The 13,949-nt window shown below is 63.4% G+C and carries 14 protein-coding genes; 7 read left to right on the plus strand and 7 right to left on the minus strand.

Going from position 1 to position 13,949, the window contains the following annotated elements; genetic code table 11:
* Nucleotides 1-66: 66 nt before the first annotated feature.
* On the plus strand, nucleotides 67-1,098 hold the full coding sequence (locus JG747_RS20095) for an NAD(P)/FAD-dependent oxidoreductase (RefSeq protein WP_019858339.1): 1,032 nt from the start codon (nucleotides 67-69) through the stop codon (nucleotides 1,096-1,098).
* Between the two features lie 9 nt (nucleotides 1,099-1,107).
* Here the strand turns inward: JG747_RS20095 and JG747_RS20100 are convergent, their stop codons facing one another.
* Nucleotides 1,108-2,589, minus strand: coding sequence for an MDR family MFS transporter (locus JG747_RS20100; protein ID WP_027046872.1), 1,482 nt, complete (start codon nucleotides 2,587-2,589; stop codon nucleotides 1,108-1,110).
* 230 nt (nucleotides 2,590-2,819) lie between these two features.
* Nucleotides 2,820-3,443 carry a DUF922 domain-containing Zn-dependent protease gene (locus tag JG747_RS20105; protein ID WP_019858337.1) on the minus strand — a complete coding sequence of 208 codons (624 nt, stop codon included), beginning with the start codon at nucleotides 3,441-3,443 and terminating at the stop codon, nucleotides 2,820-2,822.
* Between the two features lie 99 nt (nucleotides 3,444-3,542).
* Here JG747_RS20105 and folP point away from each other — a divergent pair, with 99 nt between their 5' ends.
* The 3 genes from folP to folK are packed head-to-tail and all read left to right on the plus strand — an operon-like array spanning nucleotide 3,543 to nucleotide 5,253.
* Nucleotides 3,543-4,394, plus strand: a complete 852-nt coding sequence (gene folP, locus JG747_RS20110) for a dihydropteroate synthase (protein ID WP_202359885.1) — start codon at nucleotides 3,543-3,545, stop codon at nucleotides 4,392-4,394.
* 3 nt (nucleotides 4,395-4,397) lie between these two features.
* On the plus strand, nucleotides 4,398-4,757 hold the full coding sequence (gene folB / locus JG747_RS20115) for a dihydroneopterin aldolase (RefSeq protein ID WP_027044656.1): 360 nt from the start codon (nucleotides 4,398-4,400) through the stop codon (nucleotides 4,755-4,757).
* Nucleotides 4,741-5,253 (plus strand): 2-amino-4-hydroxy-6-hydroxymethyldihydropteridine diphosphokinase, encoded by a 513-nt coding sequence (folK, locus tag JG747_RS20120; protein ID WP_064985675.1) that lies wholly within the window; start codon nucleotides 4,741-4,743, stop codon nucleotides 5,251-5,253. The genes folB and folK overlap by 17 nt, the downstream gene beginning before the upstream one ends.
* A 3-nt stretch (nucleotides 5,254-5,256) precedes the next feature.
* On the opposite strand, the gene JG747_RS20125 is transcribed toward folK, so the two are convergent.
* Both JG747_RS20125 and JG747_RS20130 read right to left on the minus strand, forming a co-directional pair.
* Nucleotides 5,257-5,802, minus strand: coding sequence for a DUF924 family protein (locus JG747_RS20125; RefSeq protein ID WP_064985674.1), 546 nt, complete (start codon nucleotides 5,800-5,802; stop codon nucleotides 5,257-5,259).
* Nucleotides 5,803-5,817: 15 nt separating this feature from the next.
* A complete protein-coding gene (locus JG747_RS20130; protein ID WP_064985672.1) occupies nucleotides 5,818-7,653 on the minus strand; it encodes a monovalent cation:proton antiporter-2 (CPA2) family protein in 1,836 nt (611 codons plus the stop codon).
* A 171-nt stretch (nucleotides 7,654-7,824) separates the two neighbouring features.
* On the opposite strand from JG747_RS20130, the gene JG747_RS20135 reads away from it, so the two are divergent.
* The 3 genes from JG747_RS20135 (at nucleotide 7,825) to JG747_RS20145 (ending at nucleotide 10,525) form a co-directional block, all read left to right on the plus strand.
* Nucleotides 7,825-8,811 carry an AraC family transcriptional regulator gene (locus tag JG747_RS20135; RefSeq protein ID WP_202359886.1) on the plus strand — a complete coding sequence of 329 codons (987 nt, stop codon included), beginning with the start codon at nucleotides 7,825-7,827 and terminating at the stop codon, nucleotides 8,809-8,811.
* A gap of 59 nt (nucleotides 8,812-8,870) precedes the next feature.
* Nucleotides 8,871-10,079: an MFS transporter gene (locus tag JG747_RS20140; protein WP_019858328.1), complete on the plus strand. Its 1,209-nt coding sequence runs from the start codon at nucleotides 8,871-8,873 to the stop codon at nucleotides 10,077-10,079.
* Between the two features lie 179 nt (nucleotides 10,080-10,258).
* Nucleotides 10,259-10,525, plus strand: a complete 267-nt coding sequence (locus JG747_RS20145; RefSeq protein ID WP_019858327.1) for a hypothetical protein — start codon at nucleotides 10,259-10,261, stop codon at nucleotides 10,523-10,525.
* Between the two features lie 90 nt (nucleotides 10,526-10,615).
* Here JG747_RS20145 and JG747_RS20150 read toward each other — a convergent pair whose 3' ends face one another.
* The 3 genes from JG747_RS20150 to JG747_RS20160 all read right to left on the minus strand — a co-directional run bounded on the left by JG747_RS20150 (nucleotide 10,616) and on the right by JG747_RS20160 (nucleotide 13,848).
* Nucleotides 10,616-11,167 (minus strand): hypothetical protein, encoded by a 552-nt coding sequence (locus tag JG747_RS20150; RefSeq protein WP_027046871.1) that lies wholly within the window; start codon nucleotides 11,165-11,167, stop codon nucleotides 10,616-10,618.
* 123 nt (nucleotides 11,168-11,290) lie between these two features.
* The gene (locus tag JG747_RS20155; RefSeq protein WP_019858325.1) at nucleotides 11,291-12,376 is read right to left on the minus strand and encodes a YcjF family protein; all 1,086 of its coding nucleotides are present in this window, start codon (nucleotides 12,374-12,376) and stop codon (nucleotides 11,291-11,293) included.
* Nucleotides 12,373-13,848, minus strand: coding sequence for a YcjX family protein (locus JG747_RS20160; protein ID WP_019858323.1), 1,476 nt, complete (start codon nucleotides 13,846-13,848; stop codon nucleotides 12,373-12,375). Before JG747_RS20160 ends, JG747_RS20155 begins: the two co-directional genes overlap by 4 nt.
* Nucleotides 13,849-13,949: the final 101 nt, after the last annotated feature.

Consider the following 13,949-nt stretch of genomic DNA (forward strand, 5'->3'; position numbering starts at 1 on the left):
CACTGCCGCTTGGCAGCGGGCCGGTGGTCATGCAGTCTCACGCCATCCAGCAACGAGGCAGGGCGCATGACCGGGATCATCAGCACAGACGTTCTCATTGTCGGGGCAGGGCCTGTTGGCCTGTTCGCCGTGTTCGAGCTCGGCCTGTTCGACATGAAATGCCACCTGATCGATATCCTCGACAAACCCGGCGGCCAATGCGCGGAACTCTATCCGGAAAAGCCGATCTACGACATTCCCGGCTGGCCTTCGATTTCGGCGCAAGGGCTGGTCGACAAGCTGCTCGAGCAGATCCATCCGTTCAAGCCTGACTTCACCTACAACCGCATGGTCTCCAGCCTCGAGAAACTGGAGGACGGCGGCTTTCGCGTCATCACGGACGAGAACGAGGTGTTCGAGGCAAAGGTGGTGGTGATCGCCGCCGGCGGCGGCTCGTTCCAGCCGAAACGCCCGCCGATCCCGGGCATCGAGCCCTATGAGGGCAAGAGCGTCTTCTATTCGGTGCGCCGGATCGAGGATTTTCGCGGCCACGACCTTGTCATCGTCGGTGGCGGCGATTCGGCGCTCGACTGGACGCTCAACCTGCAGCCGGTGGCCAAGAGCGTGACGCTCGTTCATCGGCGCCCTGAATTCCGCGCGGCGCCCGACAGCGTCAACAAAATGTATGCCATGCAGGAGATGAAGCAGCTGGCATTCAGGGTCGGGCAGGTGACCGGCCTGACCGGCGCCGACGGCCAGCTGTCATCGGCCACCATCAAGGGTGGTCCGGAAGGTGATATCGAAGTGCCATGCACCCGCATGCTGCCCTTCTTCGGCCTGACCATGAAGCTCGGGCCGATCGCGGAATGGGGGCTCAATCTCCACGAGAACCTGATCCCGGTCGACACCGAGAAGTTCCAGACCTCGGTGCCCGGCATTTTTGCCGTCGGCGACATCAACTGGTATCCGGGCAAGCTGAAGCTGATCCTGTCAGGTTTTCATGAGGTGGCGCTTATGGCGCAGGCCGCCAAGCGCATCGTCAGCCCCGGTGAGCGGATCGTGTTCCAGTACACAACCTCGTCGACCAGCCTGCAGAAGAAGCTCGGCGTGGTGGAGTAAAGAGCGCTTCTATTCCGCGATGACGGGCGCGACAGCCTCGTCGCGTCCGCGCAGCGCCTTTTCCGGCATCAGCATCATAGCGACAAGCGCCAGCCCCAGGGTGATGCCGGCGGTGATGAAGATCATCACGAACGGCAAGGCTGACGTCAGCTGGATATGTGTCTGCGAGCCCTCGGCGGAGAGCGGCAGGCCATAGCCCAGCGCCACCGCACCGAGCAGGGCGACGCCCAGCGCGCCACCCAGTGTGCGCAAGAAGGTCAGCACGCCGGTCGCGACCCCGAGATGGGTTCGATCGACGGCGTTCTGGACAGAGACGGTCGCGACGGGGAATGTCGTTCCGCTGCCCAGGCCGATCAGGGTGGTCAGGATCTCGACCTCGAGCAGCGAGGCGTGTCCGGCAATGGCACTAAGCACGCCGATGCTGACAATGGCCAAAGCGATGCCGATCATGGCGATACGCTTGTAGTGCACGAAGCGGGGGATCAGACGGCCGCTGGAGGCGGCACCGGCGACCGTGCCGAGCAAAAGGCCGAGCATGGCCAGTCCCGATTCACTGACGGAGAGCCCGATCACGGTTTGTAGATAGACCGGCAGGTAGACCGAAGCGCCGATATTGGCGGCCTGCAGCAGGAACATCGACAGCGCACCGGCGAGCACGATCGGGTTGCCCAACACTTCAAGCGAGATCAACGGTTCGGCGGCCCTCAGCAGCCTCAGTGCGAACAGGGCCCAGAACACGGCCGACCCGGTCACCAGGCCGAGAATTTCGCCCGAAAACCAGGGATAGGTGCTGCCGCCCCAGTTGAGCGCCAGAAGCAGAAGTGCCGTGGCGATAACCAGAAGCACGGCGCCCAACCCGTCGATACGGTGATGTTTGGCCGCGATCGGCAGCTTCTTCAGTGGCTTGTTGATGATGGCCATGGCCACCAGCCCAAGCGGAATGTTGATCCAGAAGATCAGCGACCAGTGCAGATGCTCGGCAAAGGTGCCGCCCAGCAGTGGCCCTGCAATGCTGGCGACGGCCCAGGTGCCAGAGACCCAGGCCGCGTAGCGTGCGCGTTCGCGCGGCGGCACGAGGTCGCCGATCACGGTTTGCGCCAGCGCAAACAGGCCGCCGCCGCCCGCACCCTGGATCGCGCGCCCTATCACCAGCACGAACATGTTGGGGGCCATGGCGCTGACCAGCGATCCGGCGAGGAAGATGAGGATCGCTGCGTAAACGGTAGGGCGGCGGCCATAGACGTCGGAAATCTTGCCGTAGAGCGGTGCCACGGCGGTGGCGGTCAGGAGATAGCCAGTGACCATCCAGGGGAGATACTCGGCGTGGCCGAGTGCTCGCGCGATGGTCGGCATGGCGGGTGCGATAATGGTCTGGTCGAGCGCCGCTAACAGCATGGACAGAAGAACGCCGCCGATGATGGCGTTCTTCTCGCTTTCGGTCAGCGGCGTGGCGTCGGCCGCCATGGTCTGCTTGTCGACAGCCTGGTCCATAGTATTATCCATATGCTTTGCGCGCGATCCGGGTCGACGATTGGGCTTGCTTGATGCGTTCGCCGCGCGATCGGTCGTGGTGCTCGTGCCTTGAGGGTTGCGCCTTGCCAACCCGTGATATGTCGTTCCGTTTAGGCCGATTTCGACTGCCGTTCGAAAATTTTTCGACGCTGGCACTACGCTTCGGCCCGGTTGGCTTGCGTCGGCGCCATCGCGCGCGCCGATGAAATTCAGGCCGGCGGCGGCAGCCGACCGTTCTCGATGCGCTGGATGCGATAGCGCATGAGCCGCAGGATACGGCTTTCGAAATTGACGCTCTCGACGCGATCGAACTGCACCTGGGCGCGGTCGTGCCTGGCGAGAATGGCGGCGGTGATCTCGGCCGCCTTGGCCTTGGCCGTAGCGCAATCCGTCCGCGGGTAGGTCGCTTTCAGCGCGTTTTCCAGCTCGCGGCCATAGTTCTTGGCGATCTCGACATGGCGTTCTTCATGGCGCTTGATGTCGGCCGACAGCGTGTCCCAGAACAGCTTCACGTCGGGATCCGCCTTGCGCGGGCGGCGCCATTCCGGAAGGATCACCTTGACCTTGACCGTCACGGCGGCGTCGGCGATCCGGCAGGAGCCAGCCTGCGTGGCGTAGCTGATACGGGTGGTGAAGGCCATCTGGGTGGCGCCGGGGTGGCGCGAGCCCGTGCTTTTGACCTGCGGCCCGTGTTTGGAGAGCTGCTTCTCGATGTCTTCGAGCGTGCTGCCGCCAATGGAAAAGTAGCTGTATGTCTTGACGAGATTGGCCGCGCCCGCCGGAACAGCGGTCATGGCAAGCAGCAGCGCGCAAAGCAGGGATCGTTTCATCATATTGCCTCTTTACCCACCTTGCTTTACGGCCGTTGCCGGCGCAACGGAATTGCTCCTTTGCGGATCACACATCGTTGATGAGCCCATGGTTGATGAGCAATGACGGCGAGGCGATGGCAGCTGGCGCATGGACGTCATCTCGACCTTGGCGGCAAGGCCGTGGTCGTCGGCGTCCTCAACGTCACCCCCGACAGCTTTTCCGACGGCGGACTGTTCGATGCGCCCGAAGCGGCGCTGGCCCAGGCGCGCCGCATGATCGGGGAAGGGGCACGGATCATCGATGTCGGTGGAGAATCGACCCGGCCGGGCGCCGCCGCGATCTCGGCCAGCGAGGAACAGGCACGTATCCTGCCGGTGATCGAGGCGTTGGCGCGCTCCGGTGATGTGCTGATTTCGGTCGACACCTATCGCGCCGAAACCGCGCGGCTGGCCGTGGCTGCCGGCGCGCATATCGTCAACGATGTCTGGGGCCTGCAGCGCGAGCCCGACATCGCGCGGGTCGCCGCCGAAACCGGAGCCGGGCTCATCATCATGCATACCGGGCGGGATCGCGAGAAGCTGCCCGACGTGATCGCAGACCAGTTTGCGTTCCTGGAGAGATCGCTGGAGGTCGCCCGCCGCAACGGCATTGCCGATGATCGCATCGTGCTCGATCCCGGTTTCGGCTTCGCCAAGGAGACGGCGCAGGAAAATCTCGAGCTGATGGCGCGGTTTTCCGAGCTCCATGCGCTAGGCTTTCCGCTGATGGCAGGCACCTCGCGAAAACGCTTCATCGGCACCGTTACCGGCCGCGATGCGGCAGACCGGGCTGCCGGAACGGCGGCGACCAGCGTCATTCTCAGGCTCAAGGGCGCGCATCTGTTTCGCGTCCATGATGTCGCAATCAACGTGGACGTGCTTGCCGTGGCGGATGCTATGCTGGCGCTTGAAACCGCCGTATCGGAACGCTGAGCCATGTATGTCATCCGCCTGAAGAACTGCGCCTTCTTTGCCCGGCATGGCGTGCTCGACGAGGAGGAGGCGCTCGGCCAGCGTTTCTATGTCGACGCGGTGCTGTCGGTCGAACCCGGGCGCGCGCTTGTCGACGACGCCATCGAGGAAACCGTCAACTACGGCATTGCCTTCACGGTGATCGAGAAGATCATCACCGGCGAACGGCGTTTCCTGATCGAGGCCCTGGCCATGGAAGTGGCAAAGGCGCTGACGGAGCGGTTTCCGCAGATCAAAAGGGCCGAAATCACCGTGCGCAAGCCGAACGCGCCGGTGCCTGGCGTGCTCGATTATGTCGAGGTGACCGTTGTCTGGCCCGAGTAACACCGTCTACCTCAGCCTCGGCGGCAATCTGGGCGATCCGGCGGCCTCGATGGCGGCGGCGCTGCGCATTCTCGACGCCGATGCGGAAACGCGCGTCACCGCCGTTTCGTCGCTCTACCGCACGCCGCCCTGGGGCAAGCTCGATCAGCCGGATTTCCTCAACGCCGCTGCCGAACTGTCGACCCGGCTCTCGCCGCGGGCGCTGCTTGACCTCTGCCTCGACGCCGAGCGGAAACTGAAGCGGGTGCGCGAGGAGCGCTGGGGGCCGCGCCTGATCGATATCGACATTCTGGTGTTCGGTGACCGCGTCATCCATGAGACCGGTCTGGAAGTGCCGCACCCACGCATGCTGGAGCGCGCCTTCGTGCTGGCGCCGCTGGCCGAAATCGCGCCGGATCTTGCCGTCGGCGGGCGAAGCGTATCGGAACGGCTCGGCGCCGTCGACGCCGCCGGAATCGAGCGATTGCCGTCCGGCCGGGATTGGTGGCTGACGTAACGATCAGCCGGAAAATCCGCCTTCGTCGAGAAACGCCTGCTCCTGTGGTGTCGTCTCGCGGCCAAGCATCCTGTTGCGATGCGGAAACCGCCCGAAGCGCTTGATGATGTCGCGATGCTCCAGTGCGTATTTCAGGTTGAACTCGGCCCTGGCGGTGTGCAGCTCGACCGAAATGTCCTGGTCGGCAAGGTTTTCGGCATGTTCGAACGGCAAATACAGGAACACGCGGACTTCCGGTTCCAGCGCGAGGTCATGCCCGGCAGCGACCGCTTTTTGAGCAAAATGCTTCGCCAGCGGGTCGGTGGCATACATGTGGCCGGTGCCGCGAAAGCAATTGCGCGGAAACTGGTCGAGCAGGATCATCAGCGCCAACGAACCTTCGGCATGGTCCGACCAGGCGTCGCATTCACGCCGCGCGGCGGCGTAGTGCAAATCAAGAAAGCGATCGCGGAAATCGGCATCGAAAGCGTCGCTCTTCTCAAACCATGCATCCTCGCCGGCGTCGCGCCAGAATTTGGTGACCGACAGGGCTCTGCTGTCCAATTCCATGCATGATTCCTTGGTTCAATCGGCTGTTTCGGATTTGTGCAGAACGCCGGCCGTCTCCTCGTTGAGGGCCTGACCGGGGCGGCGCGGCGTGGAGAGCGGTGTCGGAATCGGCGTGCCGATATTGCCCCGCAGGAAGCGCTGGCCGGCGCGAATGCCTTCGGCGAGCTGGGTTTCGAAACGGTCGGTGTCACGACGCCTGACGTCCTCGATCGTTTCCGCCACGTCTTCGGGATCAACGCCAAGCGATTCCAAGGCCGAGCCGCCGAAAACCAGTGCCGATTCGAAGGTCTCGCGCAGCTGATAGTCGACGCCGGCGCGAATGAGCTGCAGCGCGGTGCCGCGGTCGAAAGCCCGGGCAAGCACGGTGAGCAGCGGAAATTCGGCCTTGATCAACTGGGCGATGCGAACGGCCGCATCGGCCTTGTCGACGCAGATCAGCACGGCGCGCGCCCGGCCGGCGCCGGCCGCGTGCAGGATATCCAGCCGGGTGCCGTCGCCATAATAGACCTTGAAGCCGAAATCCGCCGCCGCCTGGATCATCTCGACATCGTTGTCGATGATCGACACATCGATGCCGCGCAGCAGCAGCGGCTGGCTGGCGATCTGGCCGAAGCGGCCGAAACCGATGATCAGCACGCTGCCGGTCAGTCCGTCGGCGACATCGACGCCGTCGAGCGACTGCTCGTCGCGCGGGGTGACATAGCGCAAGGCGATGATCGCCAGCGGTGTCAGCACCATGGAGATGATGACGATCGCCGTCAGCGTCGCGTTGGCCTGGTTGTCGATGATGCCGACGGCAGCGGCGGCGGAGTAGAGGACGAAGGCGAATTCGCCGCCTTGCGCCATGAAGACCGCGCGTTCCAACGCTTCACGATGGCCGGTCTTGAGGATGCGGGCGACGATGTAGATGCCAAGCGCCTTCATGACCATGTAGGCGACGACATAGACCGCGATCAGCTTCCAGTTCGCGGCGACCACATGCAGGTCGAGCGACATGCCGACCGCAAGGAAGAACAGGCCGAGCAGGATGCCGCGGAACGGCTCGATGTCTGCTTCCAGTTGATGGCGGAAGGTCGATTCGGACAGAAGCACGCCGGCCAGGAAGGCGCCCATCGCCATCGACAGGCCGCTGAGCTGCATGGCGAGCGCCGATCCAAGCACCACCAGCAGTGCCGCGGCCGTCATCACCTCACGGGCACGGGCATCCGCCAGGATGCGGAAGAACGGGTTGAGCAGATAGCGCCCCGCCAGCACCAGTCCGACGATCGCGGCAAGGCCGATGCCGACCTCGGTCAGCCTTTCCGAAAGACTAGTGTCGGCGCCGCCCGGCGCCAGGAACGCGATCAGGGCCAGCAGCGGCACGATGGCCAGATCTTCCAGCAACAGGATGGAGACGATGCGCTGGCCTTTCGGCGAGGCGATTTCGCCGCGTTCCTCGAGAAGTTGCATCACGATCGCCGTCGAGGTCAGCACGAAACCAGCCCCGGCGACGAAGGATTGCGAGACCGGAAAACCACCGGCCATTCCCACGCCGGTCAACAGGACCGCGCAGACCCCGACCTGGAGCGCACCGAGCCCGAAGATTTCGCGCCGCAGGCCCCAAAGCCGCGACGGCTGCATTTCCAGCCCGATGATGAACAGGAACATGACGACGCCGAGTTCGGCGACGTGGAGGATGGCGCCCGATTCGGAAAAGATGCGAAGACCAAACGGGCCGATCACCACGCCGGCGGCCAGATAGCCTAGGATGGAGCCGAGGCCCATGCGCTTGAAGATGGGGACGGCGACAACCCCAGCGGCAAGCAGCGCCACCACCTGAATGAGATCGCTGCCTGATGTTTCCGCTGCCATGCCTCTTGTCCCTAAGTCTCCCTATGTCCGACAGCACTCCTTGCATGCAGTTGGAGCGGGAGGCAAGGGCGGGGAGCCTGCCAGGACGGGTAGGGTGCCGTCGAAGCGTTTCCCCTGGTGGAACAACGGTCTCCGCTTGCCTACCGGACGAATGGTATATATATCGGTAGGATGATTAACCATTCGTCCCGGCCGTCTCCGCCAGATATCCCGATGGATGCGCTCAGCGAAATCCTACAAGACTTTCGCTTGAGTGGCGTCAATTATGGCCGCTGCGAGCTCCAACATCCCTGGAGCATAGAATTCCCGCAACAATCGCTGCTTCGTTTTCACTTTGTCGGTCAGGGTCCATGCTGGATCCACACCGAAGCGCAGGGATGGCAGGAGTTGCGCGATGGCGATCTGGTGCTGCTGCCGCAAGGCATCGCCCATCGGCTGGCCAGCGCGCCGGACGTTGCAGGCGGCTCGCTCGATGATTGCCGGGTGACCAAGTTGGGGAGCAACGTCTGCGAAGTCGTACGGGAAGGTACGGGCGCGACAAGCACCCTTTTCTGCGGCTCAATGGCCTTGGGCGCCTGTGCGTTAAATCCATTGATCACGCTGATGCCGCCCATCATCAAGGGTTGCGACGTGGCCGGCAATGACCCGGTCGTGGGCCCTCTGCTGGCGGCCATGACCGTGGAGGCCGCGCAACCGCAGATGGGCAGCGCCACCATCTTGTCGCGCATGGCGGACTTGCTGACAGCCCGGCTCATTCGCTGCTGGGTCAATTGCACGGGAGCTTCGACCACCGGTTGGCTCGCTGCCATCCGCGACCCCCATATTGGCCGCGCTCTGGCAGCCATGCACAGAGACCCCGGCCATAACTGGACGCTCGAAAGCCTCGCCAGCCTGGCAGGCCAATCGCGCTCGATTTTCGCCGAGCGCTTCAGCGCTGTATTGGGAGAGGGTGCTGCACGCTATCTCGCCCGTTTGCGCATGCAGCTTGCCCGCGAGTTGTTGGGGCAAAACGGTTTGTCGGTGGCCGAGGTTGCTACTCGCTTGGGCTATGATTCCGAGGCATCCTTCGCTCGCGCCTTCAAGCGCATCACCAATGTCTCGCCAGGCGTTGTGCGTCGCACAATTCCCGGACGAATAGGCATGGATTTCGGATTTTGAGGTACATATAATCCGAAAAGACTCGTTTATGAAGATCTCCAAACCTTGGAGATATTTCAGTGACTGACACAACATTACAACTTGAAGACGCGGCGATAGGCGTTGATGCCGATGCGCCGGCCGCGTGGAGCGCAACCACCTGGTTCGCAGTCATTTCATTGGCCGCCACCAGCTTTGCCCTGGTCTCAGCCGAATTCCTGCCGGCAGGTTTGTTGACGCCAATGGCGCGCGATCTCGGCATCAGCGAGGGAACGGCCGGACAGGTCGTCACCGCCACCGCTTCAGTCGGCGCCGTGACGGCCATGTTGAGCAATGTCCTCATCGGTCGATTGAACCGCAAGACGGTGCTGGTCGGCCTTATGGCCCTAGCGGTTGCTTCCAATATTCTTGCGGCGCTGGCGCCCAATTTCTGGCTGCTGTTGCTGGGTCGGGCCGGACTGGGGATCGCTCTCAGCGCTTTCTGGGCGCTTTCGGTCGCCGTCGTGGCCAGGCTGGTTGGCGCCAGTGCGACAGGTCGGGGCATGGCTATCGTCACCCTCGGCGTCTCGCTCGCCACCATTGCCGCACCGTCGATGGGCGCGTTGATCAGCGACTGGCTGGGTTGGCGCAGCGCCATGGCCATGACGGCAGGGTTGGCCTTGCTGGCCATGCTACTGCAGTTGCTTAGCATGCCGTCTTTGCCTGCAACGGCAAGCAATAGTCTTGCGGACGTCCTTCGGCTGACACGGCGGCGTGGCATTCAACTTGGTATGCTTGCCATCCTTTTGCTGATGACGGGGCATTTTGCCGGCTCGGTCTATGTGCGTCCCTTTCTCGAACATGTGACGCTCCTTGCCACCGGGCCAATTGCCCTGGCGTTGCTTGGATTTGGCATCGCCGCAGTGATCGGAAATATTGCCGGTGGCCGCATGGCCGACGCCAATATCCACGTGGCTCTCGTGGTTACCGCCGCATTGATGGCGTTTGCGGCGCTGTCATTAGTGCTTTGGGGCGTGCACATTGGCGTTGCCTTTGGCTTCGTGACACTGTGGGGCTTCGCCTTCGGCATGGCGCCGGTGGTGTTGCCGACAAATTTGTCTCGCGCCGCGCCGGACGCGCTGGAAGCAGCGGGCAGCCTGATGGTCGCCTCTTTTCAGGTCGCCATCACCGTCGGCGCGGTTGTCGGCGGCTATGTTGTGGACACCTACGGCCCTACGGCGCCTTTGACTGTGACTGCTATCCTTGCTGCATCGACAGCCGTCTTGGCGCTGCTACAGCCGCGTAACTGAACTTTGCCGCCGCTGACACAGCAGCCCGAATCCGACCCGGACAATATTGCAGACGCGTTACACAAGTTTACGCAATGCGCGCGTTGCTTGTTGCCACAATCGAAGGCTAAGGACGCTCGGCTTCGGCCATTGGAGGGTGAGCGACGATCAAGTCGCGCCCTTTTGAGGAGATGACTGACATGAAGAAGTTTTTGCTTGTTGCCGTCGGCCTGGCGGTGCTTGCCGGTTCGGCCTGCTCGAAGGCGCCGGAATGCACGGCCGAGATCGCGACCAAGAAGGCGCAGGACATGGCGGCCGCACTGCAGGAGGCGATCACCAAGGATCCGTCCAAGGCGGCTGACCTGACCGCCAAGGTCCAGGCAGTAACAACCAAGTACCAGGGCACCACGACACTCGCCGACGCCTGCAAGGCGTATGACGAGGTGACGGCCGCCATCAAGGGCTAAGCGCCTTTTTGCTGGTTCGAGGGGGCGGTGGCGATGGGCTGCCGCCTCTTTGCTTTTGGGGATGTGCTAGGGGCAGGCGCGACAATGCGCTCAATTCGGCGCGATGGAGCCGACTTCGACGGTATCGACGCGCTTCAGGCTCATGCCGATGACCGGCACCAGTTGGTCCTGGACACGCACGGCAACCGTCACCGTCATCGAATTGTCGTCGGGAATGCGGGCTTGCATGACGCCGCGGAGCTGATTGCGGTTGATGGTGAAGACCACCTTGCGGGCATCGACGACGTTGCCGCCGATGATGTCCAGGCCCGCACCGTCAGCGCCCCCCATGAAGGAGCCCTTGTAATCGCGGCCCTTGCGCTCGATCTTGGCCGACATCGGCTGGGTGAACATGCCGACGCGGCAGCCGCCGTCCAGAGTCATGCCCATCTTGCCGTCCGGCGTGGAGCCGGTGAAGCTGCAGTTGAATTTCGTGCCCTTGTACTTGCCGGCGACGATTTCGCCCGGGCCGACCCATTTGCCTTCGGCCGACTGGAAGAACTGCTTGTCCGGCTCTGCGGCGGAAGCCTCCGAGGCGAGACCGACGACTGCTGTGATCGCAACGGCCAGGGGCAGGACGCTGGACAGAATTACGCTTTTCATCGACGACACCCGGCAACAAGGAGGCTGTTTGGAACCGGTTCGACCATGAAGAAGATTGGTTAATGCTTCGTCACTGCTGGCCTTCGAAACGGCAATCCGCTCATCGTCAGGAAGAAGAGGACGCTATTTGCCGGAGCCTGTGGTTTCGGTGTCTTTCTTCGCGGCAAACGATGTCAATGCCGAGAGGAAATCGCCCAGTCCCGGACGCTTCGCGGCGCTGAAGGGCAGGGGACGCGCGGTTTCCATCGCCGCGATGCCGATGCGCGCCGTCATCATGCCGTTGACGACGCCCTCGCCAAGCTTGGCCGAAAGCCGTGCCGCCAGGCCGTGGCCGACGATCTGCTGGACGAAACTGTCGCCGACGGCGATCGAGCCGGTGACCGCCAGATGCGCCAGCACGCTGCGCGCCAGGCGGAAGAACCCCAGCGTTCCCGGGCGTCCGCCATAGAGTTCGGACAGACGGCGAATGAGGCGTCCGGCCTCGAACACGACATAGGCGACATCGACGAGCGCGCGCGGGCTGACCGCCGTCACCAGCGAGACGCGTTTGGCCGCTTCGAGAATCATCACCTTTGCCCTGGCGTCGAGGGGGCCGAGGATTTCCGCTTCGGCCAGGCGCACCAGATTGCCGCCGTCGATGATTTCGCCGCGCAGTTCGGCGAGCGCACGCCGGCCGGCCGCGGTCTCGGGCTTGGCCGCGACGAAAGCCGAAAGCTCGTCGACCACCGACCGTGCCGCCTTGGGGTCGTCGCGCGCGATGGCGTCGAGCGCGCGTTTTTGCAGTTTTTCGACTTCGGCAAGGCGGGCGATCGCCAGGAATTCCCGAATCAGGATCACCACGAGTGCCAATACGGCGATCGCCGCCATGCCGGCGGCCAGCCAACCCAGCCATTCGGCGCGGGCGAAGAGATCGCGAACCAGCTGGTCGGTCCACAGGCCGACAGCCAGCGAAACCAGCACGCCGATGGCGCCGAAGAAGATGCTGCCAAACAACGAGCGTTTCCTGGGGGCGACCGCCGGCGGCGGTTCCGCGGCCACGATGTCCGGTTCGTCGAAGACGTCGACTTCCGCCGGTATGACCAGCGCGACATCCGTCTTCAGCCCGCGGGGTTTGCGCGGGGGCTCGGCCTGCCGCGTCTTTGACGCCTCTTGTGTTGGCGCGGCTTCCGGCTCGATGCGGAAGGCCGCCGGTTTGCGGGGCGCGGTCATGCCAGATGGTCTCCGATCAGGAACTGCAAGGCACGGTCGAGCCTGATATGCGGCAGAGACAGCGTGACGCCTTCGGCCGTGCGTTCGAGTTTTGGTGGGCGGAACCGGACAAAGCGGATTGCCGGGTCCGTGGAATCCTGCCTGTGATCGGGTCCGGAGACGTCGAATACCGCATCAATCTTCTCCGGTAAGTCACCGGGAAATATGGCAGTTTCGGTCTTTCCGTCGAACGTTTCACCGTCGATCTTCTCGCCGGCGATCGGCGTGCCGATGATGACAGGCAACGTCTCACGGCCTTGCTTGACCGTGCCTTCGCGGGTCGCGCGCACCGCCGCCATGGCGACGACGTCGACGTCGGCGCCGGTGAAGTTCGCTCGTGCCACGGCACGGTCCGCCAGCCGCCGCACGATCGCCTGCAACCGGTCATGGCTTTCATGGTGCAGGTGATCGGCCTTGGTCGCGGCGACCAGGATGCGATCGATGCGCCGCGAAAACAGGTCGGTGAGGAAGCTACCCCGGCCGGGGCGAAAACAGCTCAGAATCTCGGTCACCGCACGCTCGAGGTCGGCCATGGCGCCGGGGCCGGCGTTCAGCGCCTGCATGGCGTCGATCAGGACGATCTGGCGATCGAGGCGGGTGATGTGTTCGCGGAAGAACGGTTTGACGACATGCGTCTTGTAAGCCTCGTAGCGCCTTTCCATCATGGCGTGCAGCGATCCCGGGCGCGGACGCCTGTCGAGGCCAGCCAGCGGCGCGAAGGTCAGTGCGGGCGAGCCTTCGAGGTCGCCAGGCATCAGGAAACGGCCGGGCGGCAAGGTCGAAAGCGCGCGCTCGTCGAGCTTGCAGGCCTTGAGATAGGCCGCGAAGCTTTCGGCGAGGCGGCGTGCCGTCATCTCATCGGCGTCGCCATTCGGGTCGATTTCCGCCGAGATCGCCCGCCAGGCCCGCGAAAGATCCTCGCGCACCGGCAAAGTGGCCATCTCCATGGCCTCGTGTGAAAAATCGGCGAAGGATTTGCCGAGCAGCGGCAGGTCGAGCAGCCATTCGCCGGGATAATCGACGATGTCGACCGACAGTTTGCCTGAAGAGAACATGCGGCTCCAGCCGGAGGCCGATTCATATTCGATGGTCAGCCGCAGTTCCGAAATGGCGCGCGTGGAATCGGGCCAGGCGCGGTCGTTGATCAATGCGGCGATATGATCCTCGTACTGGAAGCGCGGCACGGCGTCGTCAGGCTGCTCTTCGAGGAAGGCGCGGGCGATACGCCCGGATTTCTGTGCCTCGAACAGCGGCAGGCGTCCGCCGTGGATCAGATTGTGCACCAGCGCGGAAATGAACACCGTCTTGCCGGCGCGTGAAAGGCCGGTAACACCCAGCCGTAGCGACGGAGAAAAAAGCCCGGTGGCGCGTCCCGACAGCGTATCGAGGGCAATTTTTGCCTCGTCGGTGAAGGTGGTCAGCGATGATGCCAAAATGTGATCTCTCAGGCTTGGGTCCGTCCGATATAGGCGCTGGAACCCGGCTTTGAAATGGCGCCGGAAATCGATGCCGAAGCAATTCCAGGAAAAGTGTG

Source organism: Mesorhizobium sp. 131-3-5, assembly GCF_016756575.1.
Classification (GTDB): Bacteria; Pseudomonadota; Alphaproteobacteria; order Rhizobiales; family Rhizobiaceae; genus Mesorhizobium; species Mesorhizobium jarvisii.

Coding starts and splice junctions, on each gene's coding strand:
- JG747_RS20095 (WP_019858339.1), top strand. CDS start 67: ATGACCGGGATCATCAGCACAGACGTTCTCATTGTCGGGGCAGGGCCT.
- JG747_RS20100 (WP_027046872.1), bottom strand. CDS start 2,589: ATGGACCAGGCTGTCGACAAGCAGACCATGGCGGCCGACGCCACGCCG.
- JG747_RS20105 (WP_019858337.1), bottom strand. CDS start 3,443: ATGATGAAACGATCCCTGCTTTGCGCGCTGCTGCTTGCCATGACCGCT.
- folP (WP_202359885.1), top strand. CDS start 3,543: ATGACGGCGAGGCGATGGCAGCTGGCGCATGGACGTCATCTCGACCTT.
- folB (WP_027044656.1), top strand. CDS start 4,398: ATGTATGTCATCCGCCTGAAGAACTGCGCCTTCTTTGCCCGGCATGGC.
- JG747_RS20125 (WP_064985674.1), bottom strand. CDS start 5,802: ATGGAATTGGACAGCAGAGCCCTGTCGGTCACCAAATTCTGGCGCGAC.
- JG747_RS20130 (WP_064985672.1), bottom strand. CDS start 7,653: ATGGCAGCGGAAACATCAGGCAGCGATCTCATTCAGGTGGTGGCGCTG.
- JG747_RS20135 (WP_202359886.1), top strand. CDS start 7,825: ATGATTAACCATTCGTCCCGGCCGTCTCCGCCAGATATCCCGATGGAT.
- JG747_RS20145 (WP_019858327.1), top strand. CDS start 10,259: ATGAAGAAGTTTTTGCTTGTTGCCGTCGGCCTGGCGGTGCTTGCCGGT.
- JG747_RS20150 (WP_027046871.1), bottom strand. CDS start 11,167: ATGAAAAGCGTAATTCTGTCCAGCGTCCTGCCCCTGGCCGTTGCGATC.
- JG747_RS20155 (WP_019858325.1), bottom strand. CDS start 12,376: ATGACCGCGCCCCGCAAACCGGCGGCCTTCCGCATCGAGCCGGAAGCC.